This window comes from Kribbella sp. NPDC006257 (assembly GCF_040613535.1).
In the GTDB taxonomy this organism is placed as follows: Bacteria; Actinomycetota; Actinomycetes; order Propionibacteriales; family Kribbellaceae; genus Kribbella.
The window spans coordinates 91,283-117,254 of sequence record NZ_JBEXSJ010000018.1; the positions used below are offsets into that span (position 1 = coordinate 91,283).

Below are 25,972 nucleotides of genomic sequence, written 5' to 3' on the forward strand. Positions count from 1 at the left end.
CTGTCAGAAGCTCTTGACGAGCGACCCGTTCATGTTCAGGACCTCCTGCTTGTGCCTCGCCCAGACCTCACGCTGCAGCGCCGCGTCGGTCGCCGTGGTCTGCCCGTTGTGGTCCTCGAAGGACTGGATGAACCCCGAGAACACCACCGAAGGCTTGCCCTTGACCGGCACCACCGCGGAGTAGTTGGTGGCGTAACACAGCTTCAGCGCCTTGTTCGTGCACTTGCGGTAGCTGCCCTTGCCGATCACGACGTGCTGGAGGTTGTTCGACTCGACGTCGACCAGGTGGTCCGCGAACGCCTTCGCGCCCATCAGTTTCGTCTGCCGCACCCAGAAGTATCCGTCGATCGCACCTGGCCGCCCTGGCTCGGGCAGCAGGTAGCTGACCCCGGACCGTCCCTTGTCCGGATCCTTGATCCACCCCTTCGCCGGCGTGAACCAGACTCCACCACCGATCGACACACCCTTGTCGTACGGGCCCTTCGTGATCACCGGCTCGGTGGGCGCGGGCGTGGGTGGCGTGTAGAGGGTCCCGACCGGGTCAGGCGTCCGCGTGTCCGTGGCGACCGGCGCCGACGCCGGCGCCGGGTCCTTCTTGCCGCCGGTGACCATGACGATGAAGCCGGCGGCAATCAGTGCGGCGGCCAGCACGCCGCCGCCCACCACGATCCACTGGCTCCGGCCGGACTTGCGCGGCCGCTGCCCCGGCGCAGGCCCCCAGCCGCTCTGCGGCGGCGGTGCAGTCGGCGGCATCCCCGCGCCGGTCGGGGGCATTCCCCCGCCGGTCTGCGGCTGTCCGCCGTACTGCGGCGCGCCCTGGTACGGCGGTGCGCTTGGGTACTGCGGTGTGCCCGGGTTCTGCTGCGGGTACTGCGGTCCGGGCTGTCCCTGAGGCGGTCCGTACTGCTGACTCATGTGATCTCTCGCGGTCTCTGAACGGGCGGGATAGGAGCGGATCTCAGATGCTGTCGACGACCGAGGTCTTCATCGTCGCGGCGTCGGCCTCGGCCTTCGCGGCGTAGTCGACCCGGGTCCGGAAGTCGATCGCGGTGGTGACCCCGTCCTTGCGGCGGTAGGCCTCCACCCAGCCCTGGACCTTCACGCCCTTGGAGGTCGACGTGTAGCTGATCGCGATGCACTCCTCCAAGACGCTGCCCGGGCAGACCAGGTTCCGTGGGTTCCCCAGCTGGGCGATCTCGCCCTGGGTCTCCCCCTCCACGATCGCCAGCATGTAGTTCTTCGCCGTGACATTCTGCTTCTGCCGGATCCAGAAGAACGCCCGCGGCTCGCCGTTCGGCGCGTACGTGACGAGTTGCTTGCCCTCCGTCTCCCGCACCAGCACCTTCCAGCCGGCTACCGGCACGACGGAGACGCCGAACGCGACCGGCAGCGCGTTGGCCGGCGGCGTGTACGACGAGGTCGGTGGCGTGGTCACCGTGCCCGGGCTCGACGGCGTCGGCTGCGGACCAGCGGTGTCGTCACCACGGGTCACCACGATCAACGCCACCGCCACCAACGCCACCACCGCAATCCCCGCCACCACGGGAATCAACAAAGGCGGAACATTAGGCCCCTTCTTGACCGCCCCCAACGCCCCCACCGAAGGCGCCCCACCTTTGTCGCCCCCCCCCGAACCACCCGGTGCGCCGGCGGAGCCGCCCGCACCACCAGTCTTCCGCCCCCACCCAGAGGGCTTCACCACTCCGCCAGCACCAGCCCCCGGCGCACCGGCGTCGGGCGACCCGGCGCCGGCAGTGCCTGGGGTGGTCGAGGAACTCGAGGCACCCCAGGGCGTCGTGCCGGTCGTGCCCGGTCCGCCGGCGGAGCTGCTCGCCGCACCAGGCTTCCGGCCCCACCCGGACGGCTCTCCCGATCCGGCAGCACCAGCGCCCGGCGTACCGGTTGTGGGAGAGCTGGCGCCGGCAGTGCCGGGTGGGTTTGTTGTGGGTGGGACTTCGAGGGACCAAGGTGAGGGGGGCGGCTCCGGGGGTGGGGCTGCCTTCTCGGGTTTGGCGGGCTTGCGGATCCACGGGTTGTCCGGGCCCTTGTCGCGCTTGTTCTTCACTCGCTCTTGAGAACCGACTGCAGCATCGCGGTCGAGTCCGGCTCGATGGAGGCCTGTTTGTCCTTGCGGCCGTACACCTTGACGATCGTGATCACGCCGTCGTTGCGCTCGATGACGGCGACGTACCCGATCACCGGCGTGCTGCCGTTCTGGCTGCTCGACACGGCCTGGTAGCTCTGGGTGGTGATCACCTTGATGTCGGTCTTGTCGTCCGGCCCCGGCTTGGTCACCTTGGGATCGTTCGGCTTGAAGGTGCTCGACGTGACGCCCTTCTTCTCCGCCTCCATCAACTGGGGCAGCAGCGTATCGGTGTCGTCGTTCGGGCCGCCCTTGAACGCCTCGACCATGAAGTACGCCTCGCTCTGCTTGAGCAGGTAGACGCCCTTGTAGCCGGAGATGGTCTTGCGGACGTACCCGGTCCGCGGCTTGACGAAGACGCCTTCGCCGACCTCGATCCCTTCGTCGACGTTCGTCGGCTGATCGGTCGGCTTGCCGGTCGGCTGGGTCGGCGTCGGGTCCGGCTGGACCTTGTTGTCGTCACCGCCGCCGAACACCAGCGCCAGCACGACACCGATCACCGCGACCGCGGCCAGACCGCCACCGGCGAGCAGCAGGATCTTCTTGCTGCTCTGACCGCCACGACGCGCGCCGAACTGCTGACCCGGACCAGGACCCCACTGCTGCTGCCCGGGGAACTGCTGGCCAGGGTACTGCTGCTGCGGCGGGTAGCCCGGCTGCTGCCCGGGATAAGGCTGCCCCTGGTACTGCTGCGGCGGCCCCTGCTGGTACGGCGGCTGCTGCGACGGCTGCCCTTGGTACGGCGGCTGCTGCGGAGGTTGACCCTGGTACGGCGGCTGCTGGCCCTGGTACGGCGGCTGCTGTCCCTGGTACGGCGGTTGCTGCGGAGGTGGCCCCTGCGGCGGACGACCCTGCGGCGGCTGCCCCTGGTACGGCGGTTGCCCGTAGCCGGGCTGCCCTCCGTACGGCGGTTGCCCCGGCTGACCAGGCTGTCCCGGCTGACCGGACTGACCGTAAGGCGGTTGCTGGTTGCTCATGCCTGCGTCTCCCCAGTCGATCCTTCGAAGCCCGCTGCCGGTCCACTCCCTTGCACAGCCACTCCACGCTCTGACTTCGGCACCGAACGCACCGAGTTGCCACAGGCCGAGCAGAAGTCGGAGTGCGGAAGCAGCGGCATCTCACACCGAGAGCAGAACGCCAGCTCGCCAGAAGCGTGGTTGGAGCCGCCCCGGGCCGCCGACTCGAGTGCTGCTTCCAGCAGACCCTTGTGCAGCACAGTGCGGACCAGAATGATCAACCCGCCGAGCAGCACCAGGCCCCAGACGACACCGAGGATGGCACCGATCGTGGAGCCGTGCCCACCGACGAAGCCGAGCAGGTAGACGCCACCCTGGAACAGAGCGTTGACCACCATCGCCTGAGCCAGTCCAGCCACCCAGCGCGGAGTGAAGCCGTCGTACTTCTCACCCAGCCCAGAGAACTCCGCAGCCGCCAACCCTGTAGCCGACCCATAGATCAGCGGCTTCAAGAAACCTTGCAGAACAACGATGGAGATCCACGTCCCAGCACTGCTCCCGGGACCAGCGAACCCACCACTGATCCAGCTCCAGTGCAGAACGAGGGTCTCGAAGCAGGCGTAGCCGACACCGGCCACCACGCCGAAGGTGAAGCCGTCCATCAGGTCGTCGTACCGGGGCCGCGAGGCCAGGTAGAGCGGGCCGACCTGCCGGATCAGTTCTGAGACGACCGGGACCAGCAGCATCAGGATCAGCAGGTCGCGACCGGCCGGTCCGGCGTCGCTGGAGCCGATCGTGTTCGCCGACAAGCCGAGCTTGTCCGACCACAACCAAGTGAAGACCGCCGCCAGTATGCCGGTCAGCACGAACGCCGCGGCGACGACCGGGATCGGCTCGTCCTCCCAGAGGTTCACGTCGTACAGGTAGAGGATGTAGACGATCGGGATGGCGAAGGCGGCCACCATGATGGCGACCGGCAAGGCTCCCAGCGCGGCCAGTACGACGGTCAGCAGCAGCGAGACGCCGAGCGCGACCTTGTACGTGTACGGCTGCCGGCCGGCTCCCTGCGGCATGATCGTCGAGACCAGCTTGAACGACGCGACCGGTTCGTCCGGTCTCGCGGCGTACGCCTTCTTGCGCCCGGCGTCCTGGGACTGCAGATCGTTGCCACAGTGATGGCAGAAATGCGAGACCTCAGGAACGGCAGAGCTACAGCGCGGACACTCCACGCCATCCTCCCAACCTAGGACTTACGGACCGCAAGATTCTTGTACAGGTCGGCCCGCTTTCATCATTTCCCGCGCAAGGGTCACCCTTTCGTGTCCGTTCCGTGGCCGTCCTAGTGCTGCTTCTCCGCCGCGCGAGCGGTCAGTTCCGCCCAGATCTCGCCGACCCGGCGCTCCAGATCGTCCAGGCTGCCCGAGTTGTCGACCACCACGTCGGCCGCCGCCAGCCGGTCCGCCCGGCTCGCCTGACTAGCGATCCGCTGTTTCGCTTCCTCGGCAGTCATCCCCCGCAGCTCGGTCAGCCGCCGCAACTGCAGGTCGGGCTCGACATCGACCACCAGGACCAGATCGAAGCTGTCCGCCTGACCGGTCTCGACCAGTAACGGGATGTCGTGCACGACGACCGCCCCAGCCGGCGCCGCGGCCTCGATCGCGGCGGCTCTGGCGCGGACCCGAGGATGGATGATCGCTTCCAGCTTCCGCCGGGCATCCTCGTCCCCGAACACGATCCGCCCGACCGCCGGCCGATCCAGATCGCCCTCCGGCGTCAGCACGTCGCCGAATTCCTCGACCACGGCGGCGAGCCCGTCGGTGCCGCGCGCAACAGCTTCGCGCGCCAGCACGTCCGAGTCGATCACCACCGCGCCGCGCCCGCCCAGCAGGCGCGACACAGCGCTCTTCCCTGTCCCGATACCCCCGGTAAGTCCGACTCTCAGCACGCCAGCACTTTAGCGGGACACCCCAGGTCGCTCGTCGTCCCAGGCCGCCGCGGTGATTCGCCAGCCTTCCGGCGTACGGATGAACTGGATCGACTTCATCCCACGGCCCGCGTACGGCGTACCGTCCTGCAGCCCGTCCTTCGCATAGCCGCCGAACCAGTGCGCGATATCGCCGAACAGATCGATCCGCCCGTCCTCGGCCCACTCCTTGAAGTCCACCAGCTTGCCGCTCATCAGCAACTCCTGCCGTGGCGCGATGAACTCGTCGACGCTGTAAATCGCCGGTTCCATCCCACAAGTCCGGACCACCAGCGCCCCCGGCACGAACAACTCGCGCAACGCCGCCAGCCGCTCGATGCACTCCGGCCCGGAGACGAACGCAGAGAAGAAGGCCCGTACGACGTCCTCGATCGCCGCCTCGTCGTCGCTCAAGACTTCTGCCCGGCGATTTGCTGGCGCAGTGTCTTGAGGGTGGGAACGTAAATCTCGGAGAAGGTCGGGAACGGCTGGATGGTGTCGGCCACCACATCGACCGGCACATGGGCGCGGATGGCGAGTGTTGCCTGCTGCAACCATTCCCCGGCCTCCGGACCGAACGCGTACGCACCCGTCAGCCGCTCACCGTCGCTCACCAGCGTGAGGAAGCCATTGTGTTCCGCATAGGCCCGCGTATAGGTAGCAGTCTTCGCGACATCCTTCACCGCAGTGGTCGCACTGAACCGATCCTCGGCCACACCCACCGAAGCCGCCTGCGGATCCGTGTAGACCACGTTCGGCACAGCCTCGTAGTTGGCCTTCCGCTTCTCCCCCGCAAGATTCGCCGCCAGGACGTCGCCCTGGTACTTCCCCACATGCGTCAGCAGCTTGATGCCGGTCACATCACCAACCGCCCACAGCCGCTCGGAAACCTGCAGATACTCATCCGTCGGTACGCCGTGCGCGTCGGCCTCGACGCCAACGGTTTCCAGACCGATCCCGTCCACCCGCGGCCGCCGGCCCGTTGCCACGAGCAACCGATCGCCCCGCAGCTCACGATCGTCGGCCAGCGTCACGACGAAGTCCTCCCCCTCACGCCGCACCGCGGTCGCCCGGATGCCGAGCACCAGTTCGATCCCGTCGCGCCGAAGCACCTCACCGAGCGCCTCGCCCAAGGCAGCTGGTTCCCTCGCCAGGACGTGATCGCCGTTGTTGATCAGGGCAACTTCACCGCCGAGCCGGCGTACGGCCTGGGCCATCTCCACGCCGACCGGGCCGCCACCGAGCACGATCAGGCGCCGCGGGACAGCCTTCATCGCCGTCATCTCGCGGTTGGTCCACACGCCTTCGAGCCCCTGCAGCCCCGGGATCGGCGGAATGACCGGTTCCGAACCCGTGGCCAGTACGACGTTGTCGGCCGTGTACTGCTTGCCGGCAACCTCGACCACCCCGGTGCCGGCGAGTTTGCCGCTCCCGCGGAGCAGGTCGATGCCCTTGCTCGCGAGCCATTGCTCCTGGCCCGCATCGGAGTAGTCCGAGACCATGAAGTCGCGCCAGGCCAGCGCCTTCGCGGGATCGATCTCGGCGGTGGTCTCCGCCTCGCGCGCCTGGTTCACGGCCTCGCCGGGGCGCAGCAGCGTCTTGGAGGGGATGCACGCGTAGTACGAGCATTCGCCTCCGACCAACTCACGCTCGACCAGCGCGACGCGCAGTCCGCGGTCGACCAGCTCCCCGGCGCAGTGCTCGCCCGGTGAACCGCCACCGACCACGATGACGTCGTAGTCACTCATCTGCAGGCCCTCTCTTCCCACCGCGCGCCCGGCGACGCACTGACAACAGTCGTACCAGATCACCGAATTGTCCCCGGCCGACACTAGTGTCCTGCCCATGCTGAGATTGACTCGGGAGCAGGCGCGGCGGATCGCCGTGCGGGCGCAATTGCTGGACGCTGCACGGCCTGATGAGCTGGTGACGATGGTCGAGCAGCTGACGTTGCTGCAGCTCGATCCGACCTCGGCGGTCGCGCCGAGCGCCGACCTGGTGTGCTGGAGCCGCCTCGGTCCGGCGTACGAGCCTGCGCAGTTGAAGCAGGCGGTGGAGGTCGACCGGAGCCTGTTCGAGCTCGATGCGCTGATCAGGCCGATGTCCGACATCGGGCTGTATCTCGCAGGCGCCGCCGACTGGCCGGAGTGGGAGGCCCGGCGGGAGTGGCTGCGGGTGAACGAGCCCTTCCAGCGCGACATCCTGGCAATCCTCGGCGAGCGCGGGCCGGTGACGTCGCGGGACATCCCGGACACCTGCCGGGTGCCGTGGAAGTCGACCGGCTGGACCAACAACCAGAACGTCACCCAGATGCTCGAGTCCCTGATGATGCGCGGCCAGGTCGCGATCGCCGGCCGGATCGGGCGGGAACGGCTCTGGCACCTGGCCGAGCACATCTACCCGGCGGATGCCGTCGTCCCGGCCGCCGCCGAGGCTCATCGGATCAAGAACGAACGACGGCTCCGGTCGCTCGGCATCGCGCGGGCGAAGGGCACCGCGGTGCCGGTCGAGCCCGCGATCGTCGGGGACGCCGGTGAACCGGCCGAGGTCGAGGGCACCAAGGGCGTGTGGCGGGTCGATCCGGCCGCCTTGGAGGTCGGCGACTTCGAGGGCCGGACAGCGTTGCTGTCGCCGTTCGACCGGCTGATCCACAACCGGGTCCGCGCAGTGGAGCTGTTCGACTTCGAGTACACGCTGGAGATGTACAAGCCGGCTGCCAAACGCCGCTGGGGATACTTCGCGCTGCCGATCCTGCACGGCGATCAACTGGTCGGCAAGGTCGACGTGATCGCCGACAAGAAGGCCTCCGTCCTCCGGGTCAACGCGATCCACCAGGACGTCAAGTTCACCCGGGCGATCACCAAGGGCGTCCGCGCCGAACTCGACGACCTGGCCGGCTGGCTGAAGCTGGACAAGATCGACCTGTCCTGACCCTCCGCGCAACCAATGGTTGCGCAGCCCGCCCGCCGTGGTCTACGTTATCTGCAACCAAACGTTGCAGAAAGCGGGAAGATCATGGAGTTCGGAACTCTCGAGCGCGAGATCCACATCGACGCCACGCCGGAGATCGTCTACGAGGTGGTCAGCAGCCCGGAGCACATCCAGGAGTGGTGGGCCGACGAGGCGGAACTGAAGTCCGCGACCCCGGGCGCCGTCGGTGAGCTCGCCTGGGGCAGCGTCGAGGAGCCCCGGTCGCATGTCGAGCCCTTCACGGTGGTCGAAGCGGACCCGCCGCGGAAGTTCTCCTTCCGCTGGGTCTACGACGAGGCCGGGCAGCAGGGCAACTCGCTGCTGGTGACGGTCGACCTCGTCCCTACCGGCAAGGGCACGACGCTGCGGCTGACCGAATCGGGCTTCCGCGAGAAGGGCTGGGAGGTCGCCGTCCTCGAGCAGATGTACCGCGAACACGGCGAGGGCTGGGACCTCTTCGTCCCCCGGCTCGCCGCGTACGCCGCACAGTTGGCCGCACGGCGATGAGCACCGCGATCGACGACGACCTCTGGTCCGCGATCGGCGACCCGACCCGGCGCCGGATGCTCGACCTGCTGCTGGCAGCCGGCGAAGGAACCGCGACCAGCCTCAGCGAGCAACTGCCGGTGACACGGCAGGCGGTCGCCAAACACCTCGGCGTACTGGACCGGGTCGGTCTGGTCCACGTCACTCCGGCCGGCCGGGAGATGCGCTACCGCGTCGATGACGCCCAACTCGCTCGCGCTGTGGCACAGCTGTCCACAGTCGGGGCTATGTGGGACGCCCGGCTGCGGCGCATCAAACGGATCGCTGAGGCGATCCAGCGCAGTCAAGAGCAGTGAACCCATCGTCGAGAGAGGCACTGAAATGTCAGACATCCTGCACCGCGTCGCCACCAGGACCAGCACCCCGGACGGGGTCTACCAGGCGCTCACCACGATCGACGGTCTCGCCGCCTGGTGGACCACGGACACCACCGGCAAGACCGGCCTCGGTGACGTGATCGACTTCCGGTTCGAGAACGGCGGCTTCACCATGTTGGTGCTCGACCTCGTGCCCGGCGAACTCGTCCGCTGGGAGGTCGTCGACGGACCCGAGGAGTGGATCGGTACGACGGTCAACTGGAACCTCAAGCAGAACGGTGACTACACCGTCATCCTGTTCGAGCACCTCGGCTGGAAGGAGCCGGTCGAGTTCATGTACCACTGCAGCACCAAGTGGGCGACCTTCCTGCTCAGCCTGAAGGAGCTGGTCGAGACCGGTTCCGGCTCCCCGGCTCCGCACGAGCTGCGCGTCAGCGACTGGCGCTGAGATGCCGGTCCGGACCACGATCGTCGTCGGCGCGAGCCGCGGTCTCGGCCACGGGATCGCGCTGGCCTTCGCGGCAGCCGGCGACTCGGTAGTCGCCGTTTCCCGTACGCCCGCCGACTTCCCTGGCTCCGTCAAGTCCGAGCTCGCGAATGCCGGTGACGCGACGGTGCCGGCCCGTCTGCTCGACCGGTACGAGCCGGATGTGGTCGTTCTCGTCGCCGGTGCGAGCCCGCACATGCGTCCGTTGCAGGAGCAGACCTGGGAGACGTTCTCGGTCAACTGGGAGACCGATGTCCGGGTCACGTTCGGCTGGCTCCGCGAGATCCTGCTCAAACCGCTGCGTCCCGGCAGCAAGGTGATCGTGGTCAGCAGCGGCGCCGCACTCGCCGGATCACCGCTCAGCGGCGGGTACGCCGGTGCGAAGGCGACCCAGCGGTTCATCACGTCCTACGCCCAGGACGAGGCTTCGCGAGCTGGCCTGGAGATCACGTTCACCGCGATCCTTCCCCGGTTCGCGCCGGAGACCGGTGTCGGGCAACCCGCAGTACGGGCTTATGCCGCTCGCGCCGGGCAGACCCTCGAGGAGTTCCTTCAGCAGGTCGGCCCACCCGTCACCCCGGAGCTGGCCGGAAGCGAGTTGGTCGAGCTGACCGGCGCGGCTGACATCTCCCCGGCGTACGTGCTGACAGGTAGTGGCCTGCAGCAACTACCGTAAGGTTCTTGAATTCCGGAAGCAGATCGTCCGGAACGGGTTCTACGGTGGTGCCATGAACGAATATCCGTGGGAACCGCCGCTGGCAGGGAACGAGGTCGAGGCACTTCTCGGCGCGCTCGAGCGGCTGCGCACTACCTTCCGGTGGAAGGCCGACGGTCTGGACGCGGCCGGGCTGTCGGCGAAGGTCGGCGCCTCCAGCTTGACGCTCGGCGGGTTGCTGAAGCATATGGCCGCCAACGAGGACAACATGTTCACCGTCAAGCTGGCGGGCCGGCCGATCGGTGAGCCGTGGGAGAGCCTCGGGTGGGACGGCAGCAACGACTGGGAGTTCGCCACTGCCGCCGATGACAGCCCGGAGCAGCTCTACGACTTCTGGGATAACGCGGTCGAGCGAAGTCGCACCCGGCTGGCCGCGGCCCTCGCCGACGGTGGACTCGACCAGGCGATCCACGCAAGCTGGGGAGATCGGAAGGCCAATCTCCGCCGGCTCGTCTGCGACCTGATCGAGGAGTACGGCCGCCACACCGGCCACGCGGACCTGCTCCGCGAAGCCGTCGACGGCCGCACCGGTGAAGACCCGCCCGCGGGCTGGCACTCCACCTCCGGCAGCTACCGGCTGCCCGGCCTCAGCTGAAGTCGACCTCGTCGGTGATCACCGTGCCCCCGGTCCGGCCCGGGGCGCGGTGATACTCCCAGTAGAGGTTGGTGTGCGCGATCACCTTGTCCGGCGTCGGTGCGCCGTACTCCGAGAGGTCCTCGGTCGTGTGCGCATCGGCGACCAGCATCGCGTCGTAGCCGCGCGCGATGGCTCCGTGCAGCGTCGACCGGATGCAGGCATCGGTCTGCGCACCGGAGACGAACAGCCGCCCGATGCCGCGCTCGGCCAGCACGGCCTCGAGCTCGGTCTCCTCGAACGAGTCGCCGTACTCCTTCTGCACCAGCGGTTCCGCGTCGCGGCGTACCAGCTCCGGCACGTACTGCCAGGCGTCGCTGCCCGTCTTCAGCTCGTCGCTGTTGTGCTGGATCCAGACGACGTCGACGCCCTCGCCGCGCGCCTTGTCCACCAGCTTGTTGATGTTGCCGATCACCGCGTCCCGCTCGTGCGCCCCGGAGACCACTCCGTTCTGCACATCGATCACCAGCACCCCGGCCTTGGGCCGGTTCTCCAACGTCGTCACAACGCCCTCCCACAGTCGCCCTCTGAGAACCCGGCCAGGCTAGAACACCGCACCGACAATTCCCGCACAGACGGCGAGACCCCCGCACCCAGGAAGGGTGCGGGGGTCTCGACTGTTGCTACGGAGCTACTCAGCCCTGGCCGGTCAGCTTCTCGCGAAGCGCCTGCAGTGCCTCGTCGGATGCGAGCGCGCCCTCGACGGGAGCGTCGTCCTTCGGGGCCGCCGCGGACGAGTACGTGGAGGCCTCGCCGGCCTCGACGTCCGCCTTACTGGCGTCCTCGATCTGCTTCTTGTGGGCCTCCCAGCGCGCGTGGGCCTCGGCGTACTGCCGCTCCCACTCCTCACGCTGCTTGTCGAAGCCCTCGAGCCACTCGCCCGTCTCCGGGTCGAAGCCGTCCGGGTAGACGTAGTTGCCCTGGTCGTCGTACGTCGCCGCCATGCCGTACAACGTGGGGTCGAAGTCGTCCGAGACCGGGTCGACGCCCTCGTTGGCCTGCTTCAGCGACAGCGAGATCCGGCGACGCTCGAGGTCGATGTCGATGATCTTGACCATCACGTCGTCGTTCACCTGAACGACCTGCTCCGGGATCTCGACGTGACGCTCGGCCAGCTCGGAGATGTGCACCAGACCCTCGATGCCCTCCTCGACGCGGACGAACGCACCGAACGGCACCAGCTTGGTGACCTTGCCGGGCACGATCTGGCCCATCTGGTGGGTCCGGGCGAACTGCTGCCACGGGTCTTCCTGGGTCGCCTTCAGCGACAGCGAGACGCGCTCGCGGTCCATGTCGACGTCCAGCACCTCGACGGTGACCTCCTGGCCGACCTCGACCACCTCGGTCGGGTGGTCGATGTGCTTCCAGGACAGCTCGGAGACGTGCACCAGACCGTCGACGCCGCCGAGGTCCACGAACGCACCGAAGTTGACGATCGAGGAGACGACACCCTTGCGGATCTGGCCCTTCTGCAGCTGGGTGAGGAAGTTCATCCGCACCTCGGACTGCGTCTGCTCCAGCCACGCCCGGCGCGACAGAACCACGTTGTTGCGGTTCTTGTCGAGCTCGATGATCTTGGCCTCGATCTCCTGGCCGACGTACGGCTGGAGGTCGCGGACCCGGCGCATCTCGACCAGCGACGCCGGCAGGAAGCCACGCAGGCCGATGTCCAGGATGAGTCCACCCTTGACGACCTCGATGACGGTACCGGTGACGACGCCGTCCTCTTCCTTGATCTTCTCGATCGTGCCCCAGGCCTTCTCGTACTGGGCGCGCTTCTTCGAGAGGATCAGGCGGCCTTCCTTGTCCTCCTTCTGGAGAACCAGGGCCTCGACGTGGTCGCCGACCTTGACGACCTCGTTCGGGTCGACGTCGTGCTTGATCGACAGCTCGCGGGAGGGGATCACGCCTTCGGTCTTGTAACCGATGTCGAGGAGAACCTCGTCCCGGTCGACCTTGACGATGGTGCCCTCAACGATGTCGCCGTCGTTGAAGTACTTGATGGTCAGATCGATCGCCGCGAGGAAGTCTTCCTCCGACCCGATGTCATTGACCGCTACCTGCGGGGTGGTGCGTACTGCGGGGTCGAGAGGTGCCTCGATGCTGGCCGTCATGTGGTGGGTTGCTCCGTGGGCTGATGGTGTCGTACGGGTGCGCAGGGGCCGTTGGATCGCACCAAACCGCTGGATTGCCTGAACAGGACAGATTCACCACCGACTGCTGCGAGCACGAGCCTGCTCCGTCCGAGGTCGCGCGGGCCCATAGCGCATCTCACAGAATACGTGTATGACGCAGGGCACGGCAACCCGGGGCACCCGGCCGGACCGGCTGCCCGCCGAGGTCACCCGACGCGCTACTCAAGAACACCTGAACTCAATGTACGACGTCCGGCCAGATCCGGCCGCCGGACAGGTCCGCCGTGTCGGCGATCCGGGTGATCAGAGCGTGCGCCGCAGCCGCCACCGGGTTCGCCGCCGGCCGGCTCGCGAGGTCGATCAGCGCCCACAGATCAGCCACCCTCCCCCGATCCACGAGGCGATCCCCGAGGGCAGGACCAGTACTCCGTACGACGCGCAGCACCGCCTCCCCGAGCACCGGGTCGTCGCAGAACCGGAGCAGGTTCCCCAGGTCCGTGTACGGCGAACCCGCATGCGCGAACTCCCAGTCGATCAGCCCGGTGATCTCCGCGGTGCCGGGATCCACCAGCAGATTCTTCGGATTGAAGTCGCTGTGCACCAGGCAGACCCGGTCGACCCCGGAAGCGGCGAGCTCATCCGCGTCATCGATCACGGCGTGGAATGCCTCGACCTGGTCTCGCGTCAGCCCCATGTCCTCCACATGCAGGTCGAACCACTCCATCAGCCCATCGGACCCGGAACCGAACGGCGAGATCACCAGCTCCCGCCCGGTGAACTCACCGAACGAGAGGAACGGCATCCCGCTCAGCTTCACCAGGAGCTCTCCGAGCTGCTCCCCCACCCGCTGCCGCTGCGCCTCACCTGCGGTCTCCAGATACGTCTCCAGGTTCACCCCGGGCAGCCGCTCTGTCAGTACATAAGGAGGCCCCTCGTCCGACACCTCCGGCTTCGCGTCGAGCACCCGCGGCACCGGAAGCAGCCCGCGGACCAATCTCATCAGCGAGACGTCCACGGCCGCCCGGGTGGGCTGGCGCACATACAACCGGAGTACGGCGTCCTCCCCGGCGGCGCTCACGGCGTACGTCTCACCGCCGTAGCCACCTGTCAACGGCACGGCACTGGCAGCGATCGCCTCGAATCCATCCACCTAGGCGATCCTGCCAGTCCGCGCCGACAAACTAGGACTTGGATGAACCACCAAGCCCGGCCGCAGCGAGAACAGGCTGTACTGCGTGCGCCAGGCCGGCCGCGTTCGGGTGCAGTGGCGCCAGGCCGTCCGTCACAATCGACGGGATCAGACCCTCGATCCACTTGCTGGTGATCCCCTGGCACATGTCGTGCCCGATGCTCGGCGTGGCCAGATCGACGTACTTCGCCCCGTGCGCGACCGCCTGCTGCTTCATCCGCAGGTTCAGCCGGGTCAGCGAGGCCTGCAAGTAGTCGGCGTCCTGCCCCCATACCGGGACGAACGGCCAGCAGCCGCCGGGCTGGATCGCGGTCGGGTAGCCGACCATCAGGATCTTCGCCTGCGGCGCCCGCTTGCGGATCTCCTCGATCACCGTGCCGTACGTCGGCGCGAACGCATCGATCTGCTGCGCCAGCCTGTCCACGCCCCCGGCCGTCTGGGTCGCCTTGCAGGACGTCCCGACCGGCAGCAGGTTCACGCAGGAGACCGCGAGGCCGATCAGCCCGATGTCGTTGCCGCCGATCCCGACCGTGACGAGCGTGGTGTCCTTGCTCAACGCGTCGTACTGCGGGGCCGCGGTACCGAACACGTTGCCCGGCTGCGGGTTCGCGAAATGCTCCGTGGTCGCGCTGCCGCAGGTGACGTCGCGGAACACCTTCGGCTTGACCTGCTGGTTGATCAGGCCGGCGTAGTTGATCGCGGATCTCGCACAGGTGAAGAGGTCGGTCTGCGGCAGCACCAGCGACCCGGCCGCGAACGAGTCACCCATCGCTACGTAGACCAGCGGCGGCGGCGCGGCCGACGCCTGCACCGAACCGGCGACGACCAACGCCAACGCACTCACCACTGCTGTGAATCGCGAGATCTTCCGCATGCTGCCCGCCTCAGGTTGAACGATAAGTGACCGATCGGTAACAGTCCGTTCGAGCAGCATGAAGAAAAGTCATCTTTTCGGCAAGACCTCAGCCCCGGAAACATTTTCGCTACCGCAGTTTCGCAAGTACTGCTACATTAACGACACCGAGGTAGCGAAAAGGAGGAGAGCGATGGTTCCACGCGGCAGGCCCAGGGATGCCGGCGTCGAAGGACGGGTACTGGCGGCCGCCGCCGAAGAGCTGCAGCGCGGCGGGTACGACGGCCTGTTGATCGACCGCGTCGCCGAACGGGCCGGGGTCGCGAAGACCACGCTCTACCGGCGCTGGGCCAGCAAGGCCGAGCTCGTCGTCGCCCTGATCGCCGAGATGCGCTCGGAGGTGCCGTTCGAGCCGACCGACGACCCGCGGCGCGATCTGACCGGACTCGTCACCGCGATCGCCGCGGGCCTGGCCGGCACCCCGACCACCTTGATCGCGGATCTCGCCGCCGCGGCAGCCCGCGAACCCCGGGTCGGCGAGAGCGTCCGCGCGCTCTGGGCCGACCGGCACCGGGCGGTGACGGCCGTCGTCGCCAACGCCCAGGAAGCCGGCCTGGTGCTCGGCCATGTCGCCCCCGCCGTTCTGGTCGACCAGCTCGTAGGCCCGCTGTACTACCGCCTGCTCGTCACCGGCGAGCCGCTCACCCCCGACTACGCGAGGACGCTCGTCAGCAGCGTCCTCGGTGAGGAGAAATCATGACGTCCAGGAGGCGGAAAGTTCTGATCGGACTCGGCGCCGCCGCCGTCGTACTGATCGCGTACTGCGTGTTCTCGATCGCCAAGCCGACCGTTCTGCGGGTGACCACCGAGGTCGACGCATCACCGGACCAGGTCTGGCAGGTGCTCACCGATCGCACCAGCTATCCGGAGTGGAATCCCTTCATCGTCTCGTCGACCGGCGAGCTGAAGACCGGCGCGAAGATCACCAACGTCCTCCGCGACTCGAGCGGCTCGGAGACCATCTTCACGCCCGAGCTGCTGGCCGTCGAGCCCGGTCGCGAACTGCGCTGGATCGGCAAGGTCGGCTTCGGCGGCATCTTCGACGGCGAGCACTCGTTCCGGATCGAGCCGCTGCCCGGCGGCCGTTCACGATTGATCCAGCAGGAGACCTTCCGCGGCGTCGCCGTACCGATGACGGCGGGCTGGCTCGAAGGCAAGATCAAGCCCCAGTTCGCCGCCATGAACCAGGCACTCGCGACCAGGGCCGCCGCACTAGGGTGATCCGCGTGGATTACGAGGTGGTCGGGCCGCGGCGGATCGGGTTGACCGAGGCGGAGACGTCGCGGGCGAGCCGCACGTATTGGGACAGCGCAGCGGACGAGTATCTCGCCGAGCATGGTGAGTTCCTCGGTGACGACCGGTTCATCTGGTGTCCCGAGGGAGTCGACGAGGAGCAGGCACAGCTGCTCGGGCCCGTCAGAGGCAAGCGGGTGCTGGAGGTCGGGGCCGGAGCAGCGCAGTGTTCACGCTGGCTCACCCAGCAAGGTGCCGACGCCTATGCGTTCGACATCTCGATCCAGCAGCTCCTGAAAGCCAAAGAGCTCGACCGGAAGACGGCGACCGTCGTACGGACTGTTGCTGCCGACGCCGTGCGGATCCCCTTCGCAACAGGCGTCTTCGACATCGTCTGCTCGGCGTTCGGGGCACTCCCCTTCGTCGCCGACGCGGAAGCGGCGCTCACCGAGATCGTCAGAGTGCTGAAACCCGGTGGCCTGCTCGTGTTCTCCGTCAGCCACCCGATCCGCTGGAGCCTGCCCGACGACCCGTCGCCGGCCGGCCTGCGGATCACCCAGTCGTACTTCGACCGCACCCCGTACGTCGAGGTCGACGACGCCGGTACGCCGGTCTACGCCGAGCACCACCGCACCACCGGCGACTGGATCCGTGCCCTCACCGGCGCCGGCCTGGTCGTCGACGACCTGCTCGAACCCGAATGGCCGGCCGGTCACGACCAGGTCTGGGGCGGCTGGGGACCAGAACGCGGCCGGCTGATTCCCGGCACCGCGATCTGGTCCGCCCATAAGTCCCTCTGAGAGACCCTCAGCCTGTCGCTAGGACTCCTCGGTCGGCTGCGTGGTGCGCGGCCGGAGCTGGAAGAAGCCGACCATCGCGAGCAGCAACAGCCCGATGATCAAGGACAGCAGCGGCACCCAGAAACCGATCAGGTGCAGCTGAGCGGCCTTGGACTTGTAGCCGCCCTCCTTGGACTCCGCGCCCTTGCCACCCTCGACGTTCTTGCGCACCGTGTCGTCGTCGTAGTGGATCAACACCTTGGTCGCGGTGACCTTGTCCTCGCCGTTGTAGGCGAAGGTGGCGAGCTGGTCTTCCTGGCCCTTGATGATCGCGCCGGTGACCGGCTCGATCCACAGCGTCCTGGTGTTCTGGTAGGTGCGCTGCACCACCACCGAGTCCTTGCCCTGCTCGCCGACCAGGCTGCCCGGCACCTCGAGCGGCTTCGCCTGCGGCAGGTCCTGCTTCGGCACCTTCTGCTCGAAGACGTACACCGGCAGCCCGTCGAGCTTGGTCGAGCCCTTGTACTGGATCGGGTACGCCTTGCGCGTGGTGGTGTCCCAGAACTTGTACGTCTTCTTCTCGGTGCCGAACGGGAACTTCAGCACCAGGCCGTCATGACCCTTGAAGAACTCGCTCGTCTCGTCGGGCTTCAGCCGCGCGGCCGGGTCCAGCGAGGTGGCGACGTACTCGCCGCTGTTGTCCGCCGGATCCTTCGGGTTCCAGCGCACCGACTCACCGGTGTGCGCGTCCAGCACGACCCGCTCCTGGACGAAGCTCAACGGCAGCTTGTCGGTCTGCGTCGCGTCGTCCGGGAACGTGTAGTCCTTCTCGTCGTCGGTCACCACGGCGGTGTCGAAGACGACGACCTTACGATTCAGAGCTTTGCTGATCTTGTCCGCCGCGGCGACGTCCCCCCGGACCGTACGCCGTGCCCACAGATCGACTCCCGGCTTCTCGGCCAGGTCCTTCACGCTGAAGATGGTCGCGTTCGGTCCGGTCGACAAGGTGTGCGCCACCTGGTCGGGCGGTGCCACCGAAAGCGTCGGATACGCGTAGAACTTGGCCAACGCCGCAACGCCGATGAAGAAGATCCCCAGTGCGATCACCAAGGCACGACTGCGATTCCCCACAACAACCCCTCCCGGTCTGTCCGCGGGACGCTACCAGCGGGTAGCCAGGTTGAACAGGGACCGGCATCGACAAAATCCGGCAGTGGCCGAACTGTCATATAGTCCGGCTCCATGAGGGGGATCGAAAGCGTGCCGGCCCGGCTGGCCAAGGTGGTCCACGGCGCGCCCGACAGCGCAGTACTGCGAACCGTCGTGCTCGTCATCGCCGTCGTCCAGGCCGGCCTTCTCGGCCTGCTCGCGCGGCGCGGTTCCTGGTTGAGCGACGACATCGACTTCCTGGTCCAGGGCGATCGCGGCTTCGCCCCCGCGGAGTTGCTCACTCCGGTGAACGATCACATCGCACCCGGACTTCGCTTTGTCTATGCAATGTTCGCGACCGTCGCTCCGCTGAACTGGGATGTGACTGTCGTCTGGCGGGTGCTCATGCAGGCCGTCGCCATCGCGTTGATGGGGATGCTCCTGATCCGCCTGCTCGGCCGCAGCCGCTGGATCGTGGCCGGCACCCTGCTCTACGCACTGACCCCGCTGAGCATGCCGTCGTTCATGTCGCTGTCGAGCGCGGTGAACAATCTGCCCGCGCACGTCTTCGGCCTGCTGCTCCTGCATGCGACCCTCGACTGGTACGCCGGCAACCGCCGCCGAGCCGTTGCCTATGGCCCCCTTTCCTTGCTGATCTCGCTGGCCTGCTGGGAGAAATCCGGCCTCATCATCTTCACCGCGGTCGCGCTCGCCCTGTACGTCCGGGATCGGCCGATCCGGCAGTGGTTCCGGCAGAGCATCGCCTACGCAGCCGCTCTGATCGTCCCGGTAGTTGCCTTCGGCATCGTTTGGCTGACGCACCAGAAGGCCTCGTCCCAGCAACTGCCGGGCTTCGGAAAGCTGCTGGATCTCGGCGGGCAGTCGTTCGCCGTACCGCTGGGTGCACTCGCCGGCGGGCCCTGGCACTGGATCACGTTCGCGGCGCCGTTCAGTACGGCCGCGGCGCCGCCGATCGCAGTGCTGCTCGGTGGCATCGTGGCGGTCTTCCTGCTGGCGGTCGCCTGGCGGCAGGATCGGCGCGCGCTGCTGTTGTGGGCATCGATCCTGATCTATGTCCTCGTCACCCTTTTCCTCGTCGCCTACGGCCGGTTCGCGGCCTTCGGCGACACCTTCACGATCCACTATCACTACTGGTCGGACCTCTCGATCCCACTGACACTCGCCGTCGTACTGACGGCGAAATCTCTTCAGCTGAAGGGCATCCTGGCTCCGTCGATCGCCTGGTGCTGCCTGCTCGCCTGGACCGCCGGCGTCGTCGTCTCGGACGCGAACTTCGCCAAGGCCTGGGGTGACAACCCGTCCCGCCCGTACTTCGACAACGTCACCGCCGAGCTGGACAAGGCTGGTCCGTCCGTCAATCTGTGGGACTCCCCAATGCCCGCGGACGTCGTCACTCTCCTCTCCCCCGACCGCCGCCTGTCCCCCGTACTACGGATGCTCGGCGTCCCGTTCCGCCTACAGGGACCTGGCAGCGATCCCTACTTCGTCGACGAAACCGGTCATCTCAAACCGTCCCACCTGGCCGTCTGGTCCCGCGCCGGGGCACCGAAGAAGAACCCGATCTGCGACATGCCGATGTCCGGCGCCGCCTCGCTCACTTTCCCGCTGCGGCCGACCCAGTCGGAGCTGATCGAGGCGGAATGGTTCGTCAAGGCCGGCTATTTCGCCGACCACGAGTCACGATTGCGCATCGAACTGCTCGACGCCTCCGGCCGAACGGTAGCGCTGCCCGAGCCGGCCGCCAGCTGGCCGGCCAGCAACGGCTCCTCGATGTACTTCGGACCGTCAGCAAGGATCCTGGCCACCTCGATCCGGCTGACCACCACCGACCCGGAGACGAACCTCTGCATCACCGACCTCGAGATCGGACTTCCCGTGGTGACCGGATGAGGCGCACCAGATTCCCTGCCCTGGACGGCCTGCGCGCACTCGGCGCGCTGGCCGTCGTCAGCACCCATGTCGGCTTCCGCAGCGGCGACGCGCTGCACGGCCCGTTCGCGGGGATCCTGTCCCGGCTGGACATCGGCGTCGCGATCTTCTTCGCGATCTCCGGCTTCCTGCTCTACCGCCCGCACGTGGTCGCGTGGTTCGAGGAGACCGACCCGCCGCTGACCTTGCCCTACCTGCGCAACCGCGCGCTGCGGATCCTGCCCGCACTCTGGGTCGCCGTGATCCTTGCCGCGCTGCTGGTGCCGAACAACGGGCCGGTCAGCTGGACGTCGTACCTGCAGCACGCCACGCTCACCCAGATCTACCTCGACGGCCCGGTCGTCGAAGGGCTGACCCAGCTGTGGAGCCTGGCGACCGAGGTGCTGTTCTACCTGGCGCTGCCGGTGCTGGCGAGGTTCCTGACCGGCTACGAACGGCCGACCCGGCGAGCGGTGCGCTGGCGCCTCGCAGTACTGGCCTTCTTCACTGTGCTCGGGCCTGTCTGGATGGCTACTGCTACGGCTTCGGATCATTCACATGCAGGCCTCTGGCTGCCCGGGTACCTCGGCTGGTTCGCCGTCGGGATGGGGCTCGCGCTGTGGCAGGTAGCGCGAAGCAGCGGGCGACTGGGGTCGTCCCTGCTCGACACGCTTGCCAAGATCCCGGCGACCGTCTGGGGCATCGGCCTTGCGCTGCTGCTGATCGCGTCCAGCCCCGTGGCCGGGACGTACAACCTGACTGCACCGACGCCTGGGCAGGCGTTCGTCAAGAGCCTGCTCTACACCGCGATCGCCGCGTGCGTGGTGTTCCCGGCGATCTCGCCGACCCGTCGCATCGCCGCAGTACTGGGCGGCAAGGCGGGACATGTTGCGGGTGACATCTCGTACGGCGTATTCGCCTACCACCTCATCGTTCTCAACCTGGTGGCCCAGATCACCGGCTACCCCTTGTTCAAGGGGCATTTCGTGGTGTTGTTCTTCAGCACGGTGATCATCTCGGCGCTGCTGGCCGCGGCCAGCTACTACTGGATGGAGCGGCCGATCATGCGCCGCGGCCGGCGCGACCGGAACTACGACGTGTCGCCGGTCGGCTTGGACAAGAGGACCAGCGCGCAGCCGAACAGGACCGATGCCTGGACGACTCCGGAGTCCAGGCCCGCTGCCCCGGCCGGCCAGGGCTGAGCAGCGGCGATCGCTCCGCCCAGCAGGACGACACCGGCGGCCAGACCGATCAGCAACGGCTTGCGACCCTTGAGGTACCACGCCAGTACTGCAGCGACGGCTGTAGCTGCCAGACCGACCCAGCCGGCGATGAACACTCCGGTGGCGACAGCCAGGACCGTCGCGAGCCATGGACCGATGCGGCGGCTCTCCTTCAACCGGTGGCTCGAGTGCCTCGACCTGCGCCGGGAGAAGATCGCCAGCGCCGCAACGGACAACAGGCTGAGCAGTCCGACCAGTAGGCCCGCACGATAGGTCCTGTCCGGCAGGAACCGCGCAGTGACGACCTGCTCGGGTCCCGAAGGCAGCAACCAGCCCTGCTGCCAACCGCCGATGCGAATCGGTGCGAGCTTGTGGCCGCTGCTGTCGTACGCCTCCCAGCCGTCGCTGTAGTTCTGCGCGACGGTCAGCACCGAGGGCTCGTCCGCCGACGGTACTTCGAGAGTCAGCTCGGCCGGGTTCGGTCGCCAGATGTCGACCTGCTTGGTCGGGGTGACCGCCTTGTTGTCGAGGCCGGTGCGGGTCAGCTTCACCTCGGTCGGCACGAAGTCCTTGCTGGCCAGGACATCCAGCGTGCCGCGACCGGCCGGCAGTTGCAGGTCGGACCGGCAGGTGGTGAAGCTCACCTCACGCCGCTGCAGGACGTCCCGCACGGTCGCCGTCAGCCGGGTGTCGTGCCGGACGCCGTTCACCTCGATCTCCGGGCCGAACCCGCAGAGGGAGCCGGTCTTCGCGTTCAGGTTCGGTCCCTTGCGGAAGTTGTCCGCACCGAGCACCCGGATCTCGGAGACCCCCACCGGCAGCGCATGCGCGAATCCGGTGGCCGAGTCGACGGTGAAGACGTCGTGCTTCGCCGTGAAGGTCAGCTTCAACGACTTCACCAGCCGGTTCTTGTCCGGGAAGTCGACGTAACCCTTCGCGGAGACCGGCAGCTTGACCTCATGGCCGTCGTCGAACCGGACCGACACCTCGGCCGGCTTGGACGCGGCCAGGAAGGCGTCATTGAGGAACTGCAGCCCCTGGAGCTTCCTTGCCGCCGGCAACTTCATCGTCAGCGACGGGTCGAGCTCCCCCACCGCGGCCACCCAGCCGGTCCCGAGGTCGCGGTCGATCGCCGCGCTCGGTCTCCCCTCCGGCGCCGTGACCGCCCGGGAGGACGCCGTCGCGCTGATCGCACCGGGCGCCGCGAGCAACCGCTCGAGGAAGGCTCCGTCCCGCGGCAACGCGGTTCCGGTGAACTGGTACGCCGTGGTGGCCGGCAACTCGATGCTGCGGAACAGCCCGGTCGGTTCCTCGGAGTCCTGCGCGAACCCCGCGCTGCACAAAGGCCGGCCACCTGCATGCAGGCATCCTGAGCGACCGAGCTGTTGGTTCCGTAGTACGAGTGCGTCCGGCTGCCGGTCGAGCCCACCCGGTACGACGAGTCTGCTGCGCGGAGCCAGTCCGGGCAGGGACACCTCGGAGATGGCCACGCCGTTCGGGTTCTTGCCATCGGTGACTCCGACGGTGATCCGTAGTCGCTGGGTGGGGCCGGACGGGGTCGGTACGTTCTGCGGCTTGTCGGTCGCACCGACGACGGTCGTCAACGTTCCACTGTCGGTGTCGATCTGCAGGGTTCGCACCGGATCGGTCGTCGGCGCAGCGAGCGAGAACTGCAGCTTCAGGTTCTCGACGGATCTCGGCGTCACGAAGTCCAGCTCGAGCCATTCCCCGCCGCTCTGACCGAATCTCCCCGAGATCCAGCGGGTCGACGGATCTCCGTCCACCGCAGCGAAGGGCCCGTTGCCGGGCCCGGTCCGTAGCGTCGCACCGGCGTCGGCTGCCGACGACGAGGCCCGTATGTCGACGACGCCGCCCGCCGACAACCTCGTAGTACTGGGTGCGTTCGGGTCGATGACGTAGCCGAGTGTGCGGCGGTCCAGGCGACCCGGGTCGTTCGCCGCGAGGACGGGTGAGACGTTCTGGGCCGGTCGGCCGACGTCGACCTCACGGCGTTGCATGCCGTCGGTCTGGACCAGCGGAAGCTTGCCGGGCAGGGCCTTCGCGTCAGTGCTCGTGACTGCCTCGCGGTCACCACCCAGCTCCGTCAGGACCGAAGGCACGTCTTCGGAGGCTCCCCGGACCTCTACCAGTTGCGACTGCGGCACCAACCGCGCGGGAGCGGCATCACCGACGTCGTAGACCTCCAGGCTCGGGTAGGGCAGCCGTGACTTCTCGTCGAGGGTCAGGTCGGGGCGTTCAAGAGTGCTGCCGACCGGCGGGCCGAAGTCGGCGACGCGGCCGAGACCGGATTCGGCCAGACTCTCGTGAACAGCGATCAGCGAGTTGACCTGCGCGTCGTACCGGAGATCGTTGCGGACCAGGACGTACCTCACGCCTGCTCGAGCGAGCGTCTGCCGGATGGTACCGTCACCGACGCCCGAGCCGAGTCGGCGTTCGACTTCGTCCAGCCAACGCGTAGTACCGGCAGAGCCGAGCGGTAGCGAGTCACGCACCACCATCGGGCGCTTCAGCAGCGCCTGGAACGGCTCGTCCTCAGTGGAACCCCAGGCGAAGTCCGCGAACGAAGCAGCCGGTACTACGAGCACGCTGCCGCTCGTCTGCTGCTTGTCGAGCCAGGTGGCCGCATCCCGCCAGTGAGCCGGGATCGCCTTGTAGCCCTCGGGTGTGGGTAGCTGGGCGAAGATCGCAGGACTGGCGACTGCTAGTGCGAGGCAGGCGACCAGTGCCGGCACGGTGCGTCGATGGATACCGCGTGCTCTGCTCCAGGTGGCTATACGAGTCATCGCATGGACTGCCGCAAGCGTCAGCGGTAGCCGGGCGACCAGCTCGAACTTGTGCGTGTTGCGTGCAGCCGCGAGCGGTCCGTCCAGCAGTGCCTGAAACTGCGACGACAGTGGCGAGCTGTCGTGGCCCATGGTCATCAGCAGTAGGCCTGCGACCAGTGAGAGCTGAAGGAAGCCGCGGTGCTTCAGTGAACTCATCGCTAGTCCGACTAGGCCCAGTAGAGCGATAGCGACTGTCGTGATGATCAAGGCGGGCTGCGTGACGAACAGCCAGCCAGTGGGCCAGCTGGGGCCGCCTCCGGTCTTCAGGAAGTTCAGCCACTGCGACGTACCGCGGAAGGACTCGAAGACACTCGCTGTCTTGGTCGTGACCGCGGCGTTCTCGATCCAGTCGAGGAACGGCGGGCTGTAGCGGCCGAGCAGCATCAGTGGGACCAGCCACCAGAACGCGACGGCCACTACGCACACCAGCCAGCCCGCAGTGACCTTCAGCGTCGAGCGGTCCCAGCGACGGGTGACCAGCCAGATCGCAGGCAGCACCAGAGTGGCACCGGTCGCCACTGCGTTCACACCGCCGACCAGACCGAAGGCAAGCGCCGACCACCCGACCCGCCACCAGCCCGACCTCGCCCTAGGCGTCACCAGGGGCAGCAGGACCCACGGGGCCATCGCGATCGGCCAGACCTCGATGGAGCGGATCGCCAGTTCACCGAGGATCCGTGGACTCATCGCGTACAGCAGTGCTGCCGCGTACCTCGCCCAGGGCGCTCCGAGGTCCAGAGCGCCCGACAACTTCCAGACACCCAGGAAGGCGACACACAGGACCAGAGACCACCACAGCCGCTGGATGACCCAGTCCGGCACGGTGGCCGCGTCCAGCAGCCAGTGGAACGGACCCATCGGCAGCAGGTAGCCGTACGCCTGGTTCTGGAGCTGCCCGAACGCGCCCTGCGGATCCCATAGGTGCAGTGCCCTCGCCAGGAAGCCACCGGGGTTCGCCGTCAGGTCCAGCTTGGTGTCCGGCACGATCTCGCCCGGTGCCTGGTGGAAGCACAACGCCACGAGAACCAGGCAGCCCAGGACGAGCCGTGCTCGCCAGACCACCAGCTGTGCGCTCTTCAGGTTCTTCATCGGCGCCGGAGCACCAGGACGAGATTCCAGGTGGCAACCTCACGCACCCCGGGCACAGCCAGTACGCCGTACGCCCAGCGCGGGTGGTAGCGCGGGAACGCCTCCACCAGCTCCACGTCGGCCCGGTCGCGCGCCCAGCGCAGGCCTTCGGCGACCGTGATGCGGAAGAGCGATACGCCGTACCGGTTCTTCGGCGGGCGGCCCTGGCGGCGTTCGTAGCGTCTGGCCGCGTAGTCGCCGCCGAGCAGGTGCCAGGGGGCGGTCTCGTGGCCGCCGTGCGGTCCCCACCAGCCGGTGTAGGAGAGGAAGATCGTGCCGCCCGGCCGGGTGACGCGGATCAGCTCGTCGGCCATCAGCCAGGGATCGTGCACGTGTTCCAGCACGTTCGAGGAGAAGCAGATGTCGACCTTGCCGTCGCCGATCGGCAACGCCATCCCGCTGCCCTGCACAGTGCCCGGTAGTTTTCGCCGGCTGAGCTCGGTGGGGTCGGAGTCGATCAGGTAGTAGGTCGCGCCGGCAGCACGGAACGCATCCGCGAAATATCCGAGGCCGCCGCCGACGTCCAGCACCGTCGCACCACGCGGATCCGCGTAGGTACCGACCTGGCCGACCGAGTCCTCGGCAAGCGTTGTGTAGAAGCGATCCGGGTCCGTCTGCTCGACCCGGAAGGCCCGGTACAGCCGTAGCGTGCGGCTGAGATCGGCCCGCCAGCCGGTGGCTGCTGACGGGCTGGCGATCGCTTCGGGCACAGCCGGG

25 protein-coding genes are annotated in these 25,972 nt (G+C 67.6%); 11 read left to right on the top strand and 14 right to left on the bottom strand.

Translation table 11 applies throughout. From position 1 onward, the window contains the following. Nucleotides 1-3: 3 nt before the first annotated feature. From ABZ004_RS22430 to ABZ004_RS22460, 7 genes are all read right to left on the bottom strand, one after another. Nucleotides 4-915 carry a hypothetical protein gene (locus ABZ004_RS22430; protein WP_355682346.1) on the bottom strand — a complete coding sequence of 304 codons (912 nt, stop codon included), beginning with the start codon at nucleotides 913-915 and terminating at the stop codon, nucleotides 4-6. Between the two features lie 43 nt (nucleotides 916-958). After that, nucleotides 959-1,555, bottom strand: coding sequence for a hypothetical protein (locus tag ABZ004_RS22435; protein ID WP_355682347.1), 597 nt, complete (start codon nucleotides 1,553-1,555; stop codon nucleotides 959-961). Nucleotides 1,556-2,061: 506 nt separating this feature from the next. Further along, complete coding sequence (locus tag ABZ004_RS22440) at nucleotides 2,062-3,120, bottom strand: hypothetical protein (RefSeq protein ID WP_355682349.1); 1,059 nt, start codon at nucleotides 3,118-3,120, stop codon at nucleotides 2,062-2,064. Then, entirely contained in the window at nucleotides 3,117-4,328 is a 1,212-nt protein-coding gene (locus ABZ004_RS22445; protein ID WP_355682351.1) for a PrsW family glutamic-type intramembrane protease, read from the bottom strand. The genes ABZ004_RS22440 and ABZ004_RS22445 overlap by 4 nt, the downstream gene beginning before the upstream one ends. Nucleotides 4,329-4,438: 110 nt before the next feature. Then, nucleotides 4,439-5,044, bottom strand: coding sequence for a dephospho-CoA kinase (gene coaE, locus ABZ004_RS22450; protein WP_355682353.1), 606 nt, complete (start codon nucleotides 5,042-5,044; stop codon nucleotides 4,439-4,441). 9 nt (nucleotides 5,045-5,053) lie between these two features. Further along, nucleotides 5,054-5,476, bottom strand: coding sequence for a DUF4440 domain-containing protein (locus tag ABZ004_RS22455; RefSeq protein ID WP_355682355.1), 423 nt, complete (start codon nucleotides 5,474-5,476; stop codon nucleotides 5,054-5,056). Then, nucleotides 5,473-6,810 (bottom strand): NAD(P)/FAD-dependent oxidoreductase, encoded by a 1,338-nt coding sequence (locus ABZ004_RS22460; protein WP_355682356.1) that lies wholly within the window; start codon nucleotides 6,808-6,810, stop codon nucleotides 5,473-5,475. Before ABZ004_RS22460 ends, ABZ004_RS22455 begins: the two co-directional genes overlap by 4 nt. 97 nt (nucleotides 6,811-6,907) lie before the next feature. On the opposite strand from ABZ004_RS22460, the gene ABZ004_RS22465 reads away from it, so the two are divergent. The 6 genes from ABZ004_RS22465 (at nucleotide 6,908) to ABZ004_RS22490 (ending at nucleotide 10,692) form a co-directional block, all read left to right on the top strand. Continuing rightward, complete coding sequence (locus tag ABZ004_RS22465; protein ID WP_355682357.1) at nucleotides 6,908-7,993, top strand: crosslink repair DNA glycosylase YcaQ family protein; 1,086 nt, start codon at nucleotides 6,908-6,910, stop codon at nucleotides 7,991-7,993. An 84-nt stretch (nucleotides 7,994-8,077) separates the two neighbouring features. Then, nucleotides 8,078-8,539 (top strand): SRPBCC domain-containing protein, encoded by a 462-nt coding sequence (locus ABZ004_RS22470; protein ID WP_355682358.1) that lies wholly within the window; start codon nucleotides 8,078-8,080, stop codon nucleotides 8,537-8,539. Continuing rightward, nucleotides 8,536-8,874 carry a metalloregulator ArsR/SmtB family transcription factor gene (locus tag ABZ004_RS22475; RefSeq protein WP_355682360.1) on the top strand — a complete coding sequence of 113 codons (339 nt, stop codon included), beginning with the start codon at nucleotides 8,536-8,538 and terminating at the stop codon, nucleotides 8,872-8,874. The genes ABZ004_RS22470 and ABZ004_RS22475 overlap by 4 nt, the downstream gene beginning before the upstream one ends. A 25-nt stretch (nucleotides 8,875-8,899) precedes the next feature. Continuing rightward, a complete protein-coding gene (locus ABZ004_RS22480; RefSeq protein WP_355682362.1) occupies nucleotides 8,900-9,343 on the top strand; it encodes an SRPBCC domain-containing protein in 444 nt (147 codons plus the stop codon). 1 nt (nucleotide 9,344) lies between these two features. After that, nucleotides 9,345-10,058: an SDR family oxidoreductase gene (locus tag ABZ004_RS22485; RefSeq protein ID WP_355682363.1), complete on the top strand. Its 714-nt coding sequence runs from the start codon at nucleotides 9,345-9,347 to the stop codon at nucleotides 10,056-10,058. Nucleotides 10,059-10,110: 52 nt separating this feature from the next. Next, the gene (locus tag ABZ004_RS22490) at nucleotides 10,111-10,692 is read left to right on the top strand and encodes a DUF664 domain-containing protein (protein ID WP_355682365.1); all 582 of its coding nucleotides are present in this window, start codon (nucleotides 10,111-10,113) and stop codon (nucleotides 10,690-10,692) included. Here ABZ004_RS22490 and ABZ004_RS22495 read toward each other — a convergent pair. From ABZ004_RS22495 to ABZ004_RS22510, 4 genes are all read right to left on the bottom strand, one after another. Continuing rightward, a complete protein-coding gene (locus tag ABZ004_RS22495) occupies nucleotides 10,685-11,236 on the bottom strand; it encodes an isochorismatase family protein (protein WP_355682367.1) in 552 nt (183 codons plus the stop codon). The two genes, ABZ004_RS22490 and ABZ004_RS22495, sit on opposite strands and share 8 nt — an antisense overlap. Before the next feature lie 130 nt (nucleotides 11,237-11,366). Then, nucleotides 11,367-12,845: a 30S ribosomal protein S1 gene (gene rpsA, locus ABZ004_RS22500; protein WP_355682369.1), complete on the bottom strand. Its 1,479-nt coding sequence runs from the start codon at nucleotides 12,843-12,845 to the stop codon at nucleotides 11,367-11,369. A 259-nt stretch (nucleotides 12,846-13,104) separates the two neighbouring features. After that, a complete protein-coding gene (locus ABZ004_RS22505) occupies nucleotides 13,105-14,016 on the bottom strand; it encodes a phosphotransferase (protein ID WP_355682371.1) in 912 nt (303 codons plus the stop codon). A gap of 31 nt (nucleotides 14,017-14,047) precedes the next feature. Then, nucleotides 14,048-14,929, bottom strand: coding sequence for an SGNH/GDSL hydrolase family protein (locus ABZ004_RS22510; protein ID WP_355682373.1), 882 nt, complete (start codon nucleotides 14,927-14,929; stop codon nucleotides 14,048-14,050). A 172-nt stretch (nucleotides 14,930-15,101) separates the two neighbouring features. Here ABZ004_RS22510 and ABZ004_RS22515 point away from each other — a divergent pair, with 172 nt between their 5' ends. Genes ABZ004_RS22515 through ABZ004_RS22525 form a run of 3 tightly spaced genes read left to right on the top strand, consistent with a single transcriptional unit; the run spans nucleotide 15,102 to nucleotide 17,001 of the window. Continuing rightward, the gene (locus ABZ004_RS22515) at nucleotides 15,102-15,668 is read left to right on the top strand and encodes a TetR/AcrR family transcriptional regulator (RefSeq protein WP_355682374.1); all 567 of its coding nucleotides are present in this window, start codon (nucleotides 15,102-15,104) and stop codon (nucleotides 15,666-15,668) included. Continuing rightward, a complete protein-coding gene (locus ABZ004_RS22520) occupies nucleotides 15,665-16,189 on the top strand; it encodes an SRPBCC domain-containing protein (protein ID WP_355682376.1) in 525 nt (174 codons plus the stop codon). Before ABZ004_RS22515 ends, ABZ004_RS22520 begins: the two co-directional genes overlap by 4 nt. 5 nt (nucleotides 16,190-16,194) lie before the next feature. Next, complete coding sequence (locus ABZ004_RS22525; RefSeq protein WP_355682378.1) at nucleotides 16,195-17,001, top strand: class I SAM-dependent methyltransferase; 807 nt, start codon at nucleotides 16,195-16,197, stop codon at nucleotides 16,999-17,001. Nucleotides 17,002-17,019: 18 nt separating this feature from the next. Here ABZ004_RS22525 and ABZ004_RS22530 read toward each other — a convergent pair whose 3' ends face one another. Further along, entirely contained in the window at nucleotides 17,020-18,111 is a 1,092-nt protein-coding gene (locus ABZ004_RS22530; protein ID WP_355682380.1) for a DUF3068 domain-containing protein, read from the bottom strand. 111 nt (nucleotides 18,112-18,222) lie between these two features. Between ABZ004_RS22530 and ABZ004_RS22535 the strand changes: the two genes are divergently transcribed. Continuing rightward, the gene (locus ABZ004_RS22535; RefSeq protein WP_355682382.1) at nucleotides 18,223-20,040 is read left to right on the top strand and encodes a hypothetical protein; all 1,818 of its coding nucleotides are present in this window, start codon (nucleotides 18,223-18,225) and stop codon (nucleotides 20,038-20,040) included. Beyond that, nucleotides 20,037-21,260, top strand: coding sequence for an acyltransferase (locus ABZ004_RS22540; protein WP_355682384.1), 1,224 nt, complete (start codon nucleotides 20,037-20,039; stop codon nucleotides 21,258-21,260). The genes ABZ004_RS22535 and ABZ004_RS22540 overlap by 4 nt, the downstream gene beginning before the upstream one ends. Here the strand turns inward: ABZ004_RS22540 and ABZ004_RS22545 are convergent. Next, complete coding sequence (locus tag ABZ004_RS22545) at nucleotides 21,149-25,216, bottom strand: alpha-(1->3)-arabinofuranosyltransferase (protein WP_355682385.1); 4,068 nt, start codon at nucleotides 25,214-25,216, stop codon at nucleotides 21,149-21,151. The genes ABZ004_RS22540 and ABZ004_RS22545 overlap by 112 nt on opposite strands. Beyond that, nucleotides 25,213-25,965, bottom strand: a complete 753-nt coding sequence (locus ABZ004_RS22550; protein WP_355682387.1) for a class I SAM-dependent methyltransferase — start codon at nucleotides 25,963-25,965, stop codon at nucleotides 25,213-25,215. Before ABZ004_RS22550 ends, ABZ004_RS22545 begins: the two co-directional genes overlap by 4 nt. Nucleotides 25,966-25,972: the final 7 nt, after the last annotated feature.

What these genes read in the sequence shown, in the direction of transcription:
- ABZ004_RS22430 (WP_355682346.1), bottom strand. Translation starts at nt 915, where the DNA reads ATGAGTCAGCAGTACGGACCGCCTCAGGGACAGCCCGGACCGCAGTAC.
- ABZ004_RS22440 (WP_355682349.1), bottom strand. Translation starts at nt 3,120, where the DNA reads ATGAGCAACCAGCAACCGCCTTACGGTCAGTCCGGTCAGCCGGGACAG.
- ABZ004_RS22460 (WP_355682356.1), bottom strand. Translation starts at nt 6,810, where the DNA reads ATGAGTGACTACGACGTCATCGTGGTCGGTGGCGGTTCACCGGGCGAG.
- ABZ004_RS22465 (WP_355682357.1), top strand. Translation starts at nt 6,908, where the DNA reads ATGCTGAGATTGACTCGGGAGCAGGCGCGGCGGATCGCCGTGCGGGCG.
- ABZ004_RS22470 (WP_355682358.1), top strand. Translation starts at nt 8,078, where the DNA reads ATGGAGTTCGGAACTCTCGAGCGCGAGATCCACATCGACGCCACGCCG.
- ABZ004_RS22475 (WP_355682360.1), top strand. Translation starts at nt 8,536, where the DNA reads ATGAGCACCGCGATCGACGACGACCTCTGGTCCGCGATCGGCGACCCG.
- ABZ004_RS22480 (WP_355682362.1), top strand. Translation starts at nt 8,900, where the DNA reads ATGTCAGACATCCTGCACCGCGTCGCCACCAGGACCAGCACCCCGGAC.
- ABZ004_RS22485 (WP_355682363.1), top strand. Translation starts at nt 9,345, where the DNA reads ATGCCGGTCCGGACCACGATCGTCGTCGGCGCGAGCCGCGGTCTCGGC.
- ABZ004_RS22490 (WP_355682365.1), top strand. Translation starts at nt 10,111, where the DNA reads ATGAACGAATATCCGTGGGAACCGCCGCTGGCAGGGAACGAGGTCGAG.
- rpsA (WP_355682369.1), bottom strand. Translation starts at nt 12,845, where the DNA reads ATGACGGCCAGCATCGAGGCACCTCTCGACCCCGCAGTACGCACCACC.
- ABZ004_RS22510 (WP_355682373.1), bottom strand. Translation starts at nt 14,929, where the DNA reads ATGCGGAAGATCTCGCGATTCACAGCAGTGGTGAGTGCGTTGGCGTTG.
- ABZ004_RS22515 (WP_355682374.1), top strand. Translation starts at nt 15,102, where the DNA reads ATGGTTCCACGCGGCAGGCCCAGGGATGCCGGCGTCGAAGGACGGGTA.
- ABZ004_RS22520 (WP_355682376.1), top strand. Translation starts at nt 15,665, where the DNA reads ATGACGTCCAGGAGGCGGAAAGTTCTGATCGGACTCGGCGCCGCCGCC.
- ABZ004_RS22535 (WP_355682382.1), top strand. Translation starts at nt 18,223, where the DNA reads ATGAGGGGGATCGAAAGCGTGCCGGCCCGGCTGGCCAAGGTGGTCCAC.
- ABZ004_RS22540 (WP_355682384.1), top strand. Translation starts at nt 20,037, where the DNA reads ATGAGGCGCACCAGATTCCCTGCCCTGGACGGCCTGCGCGCACTCGGC.
- ABZ004_RS22545 (WP_355682385.1), bottom strand. Translation starts at nt 25,216, where the DNA reads ATGAAGAACCTGAAGAGCGCACAGCTGGTGGTCTGGCGAGCACGGCTC.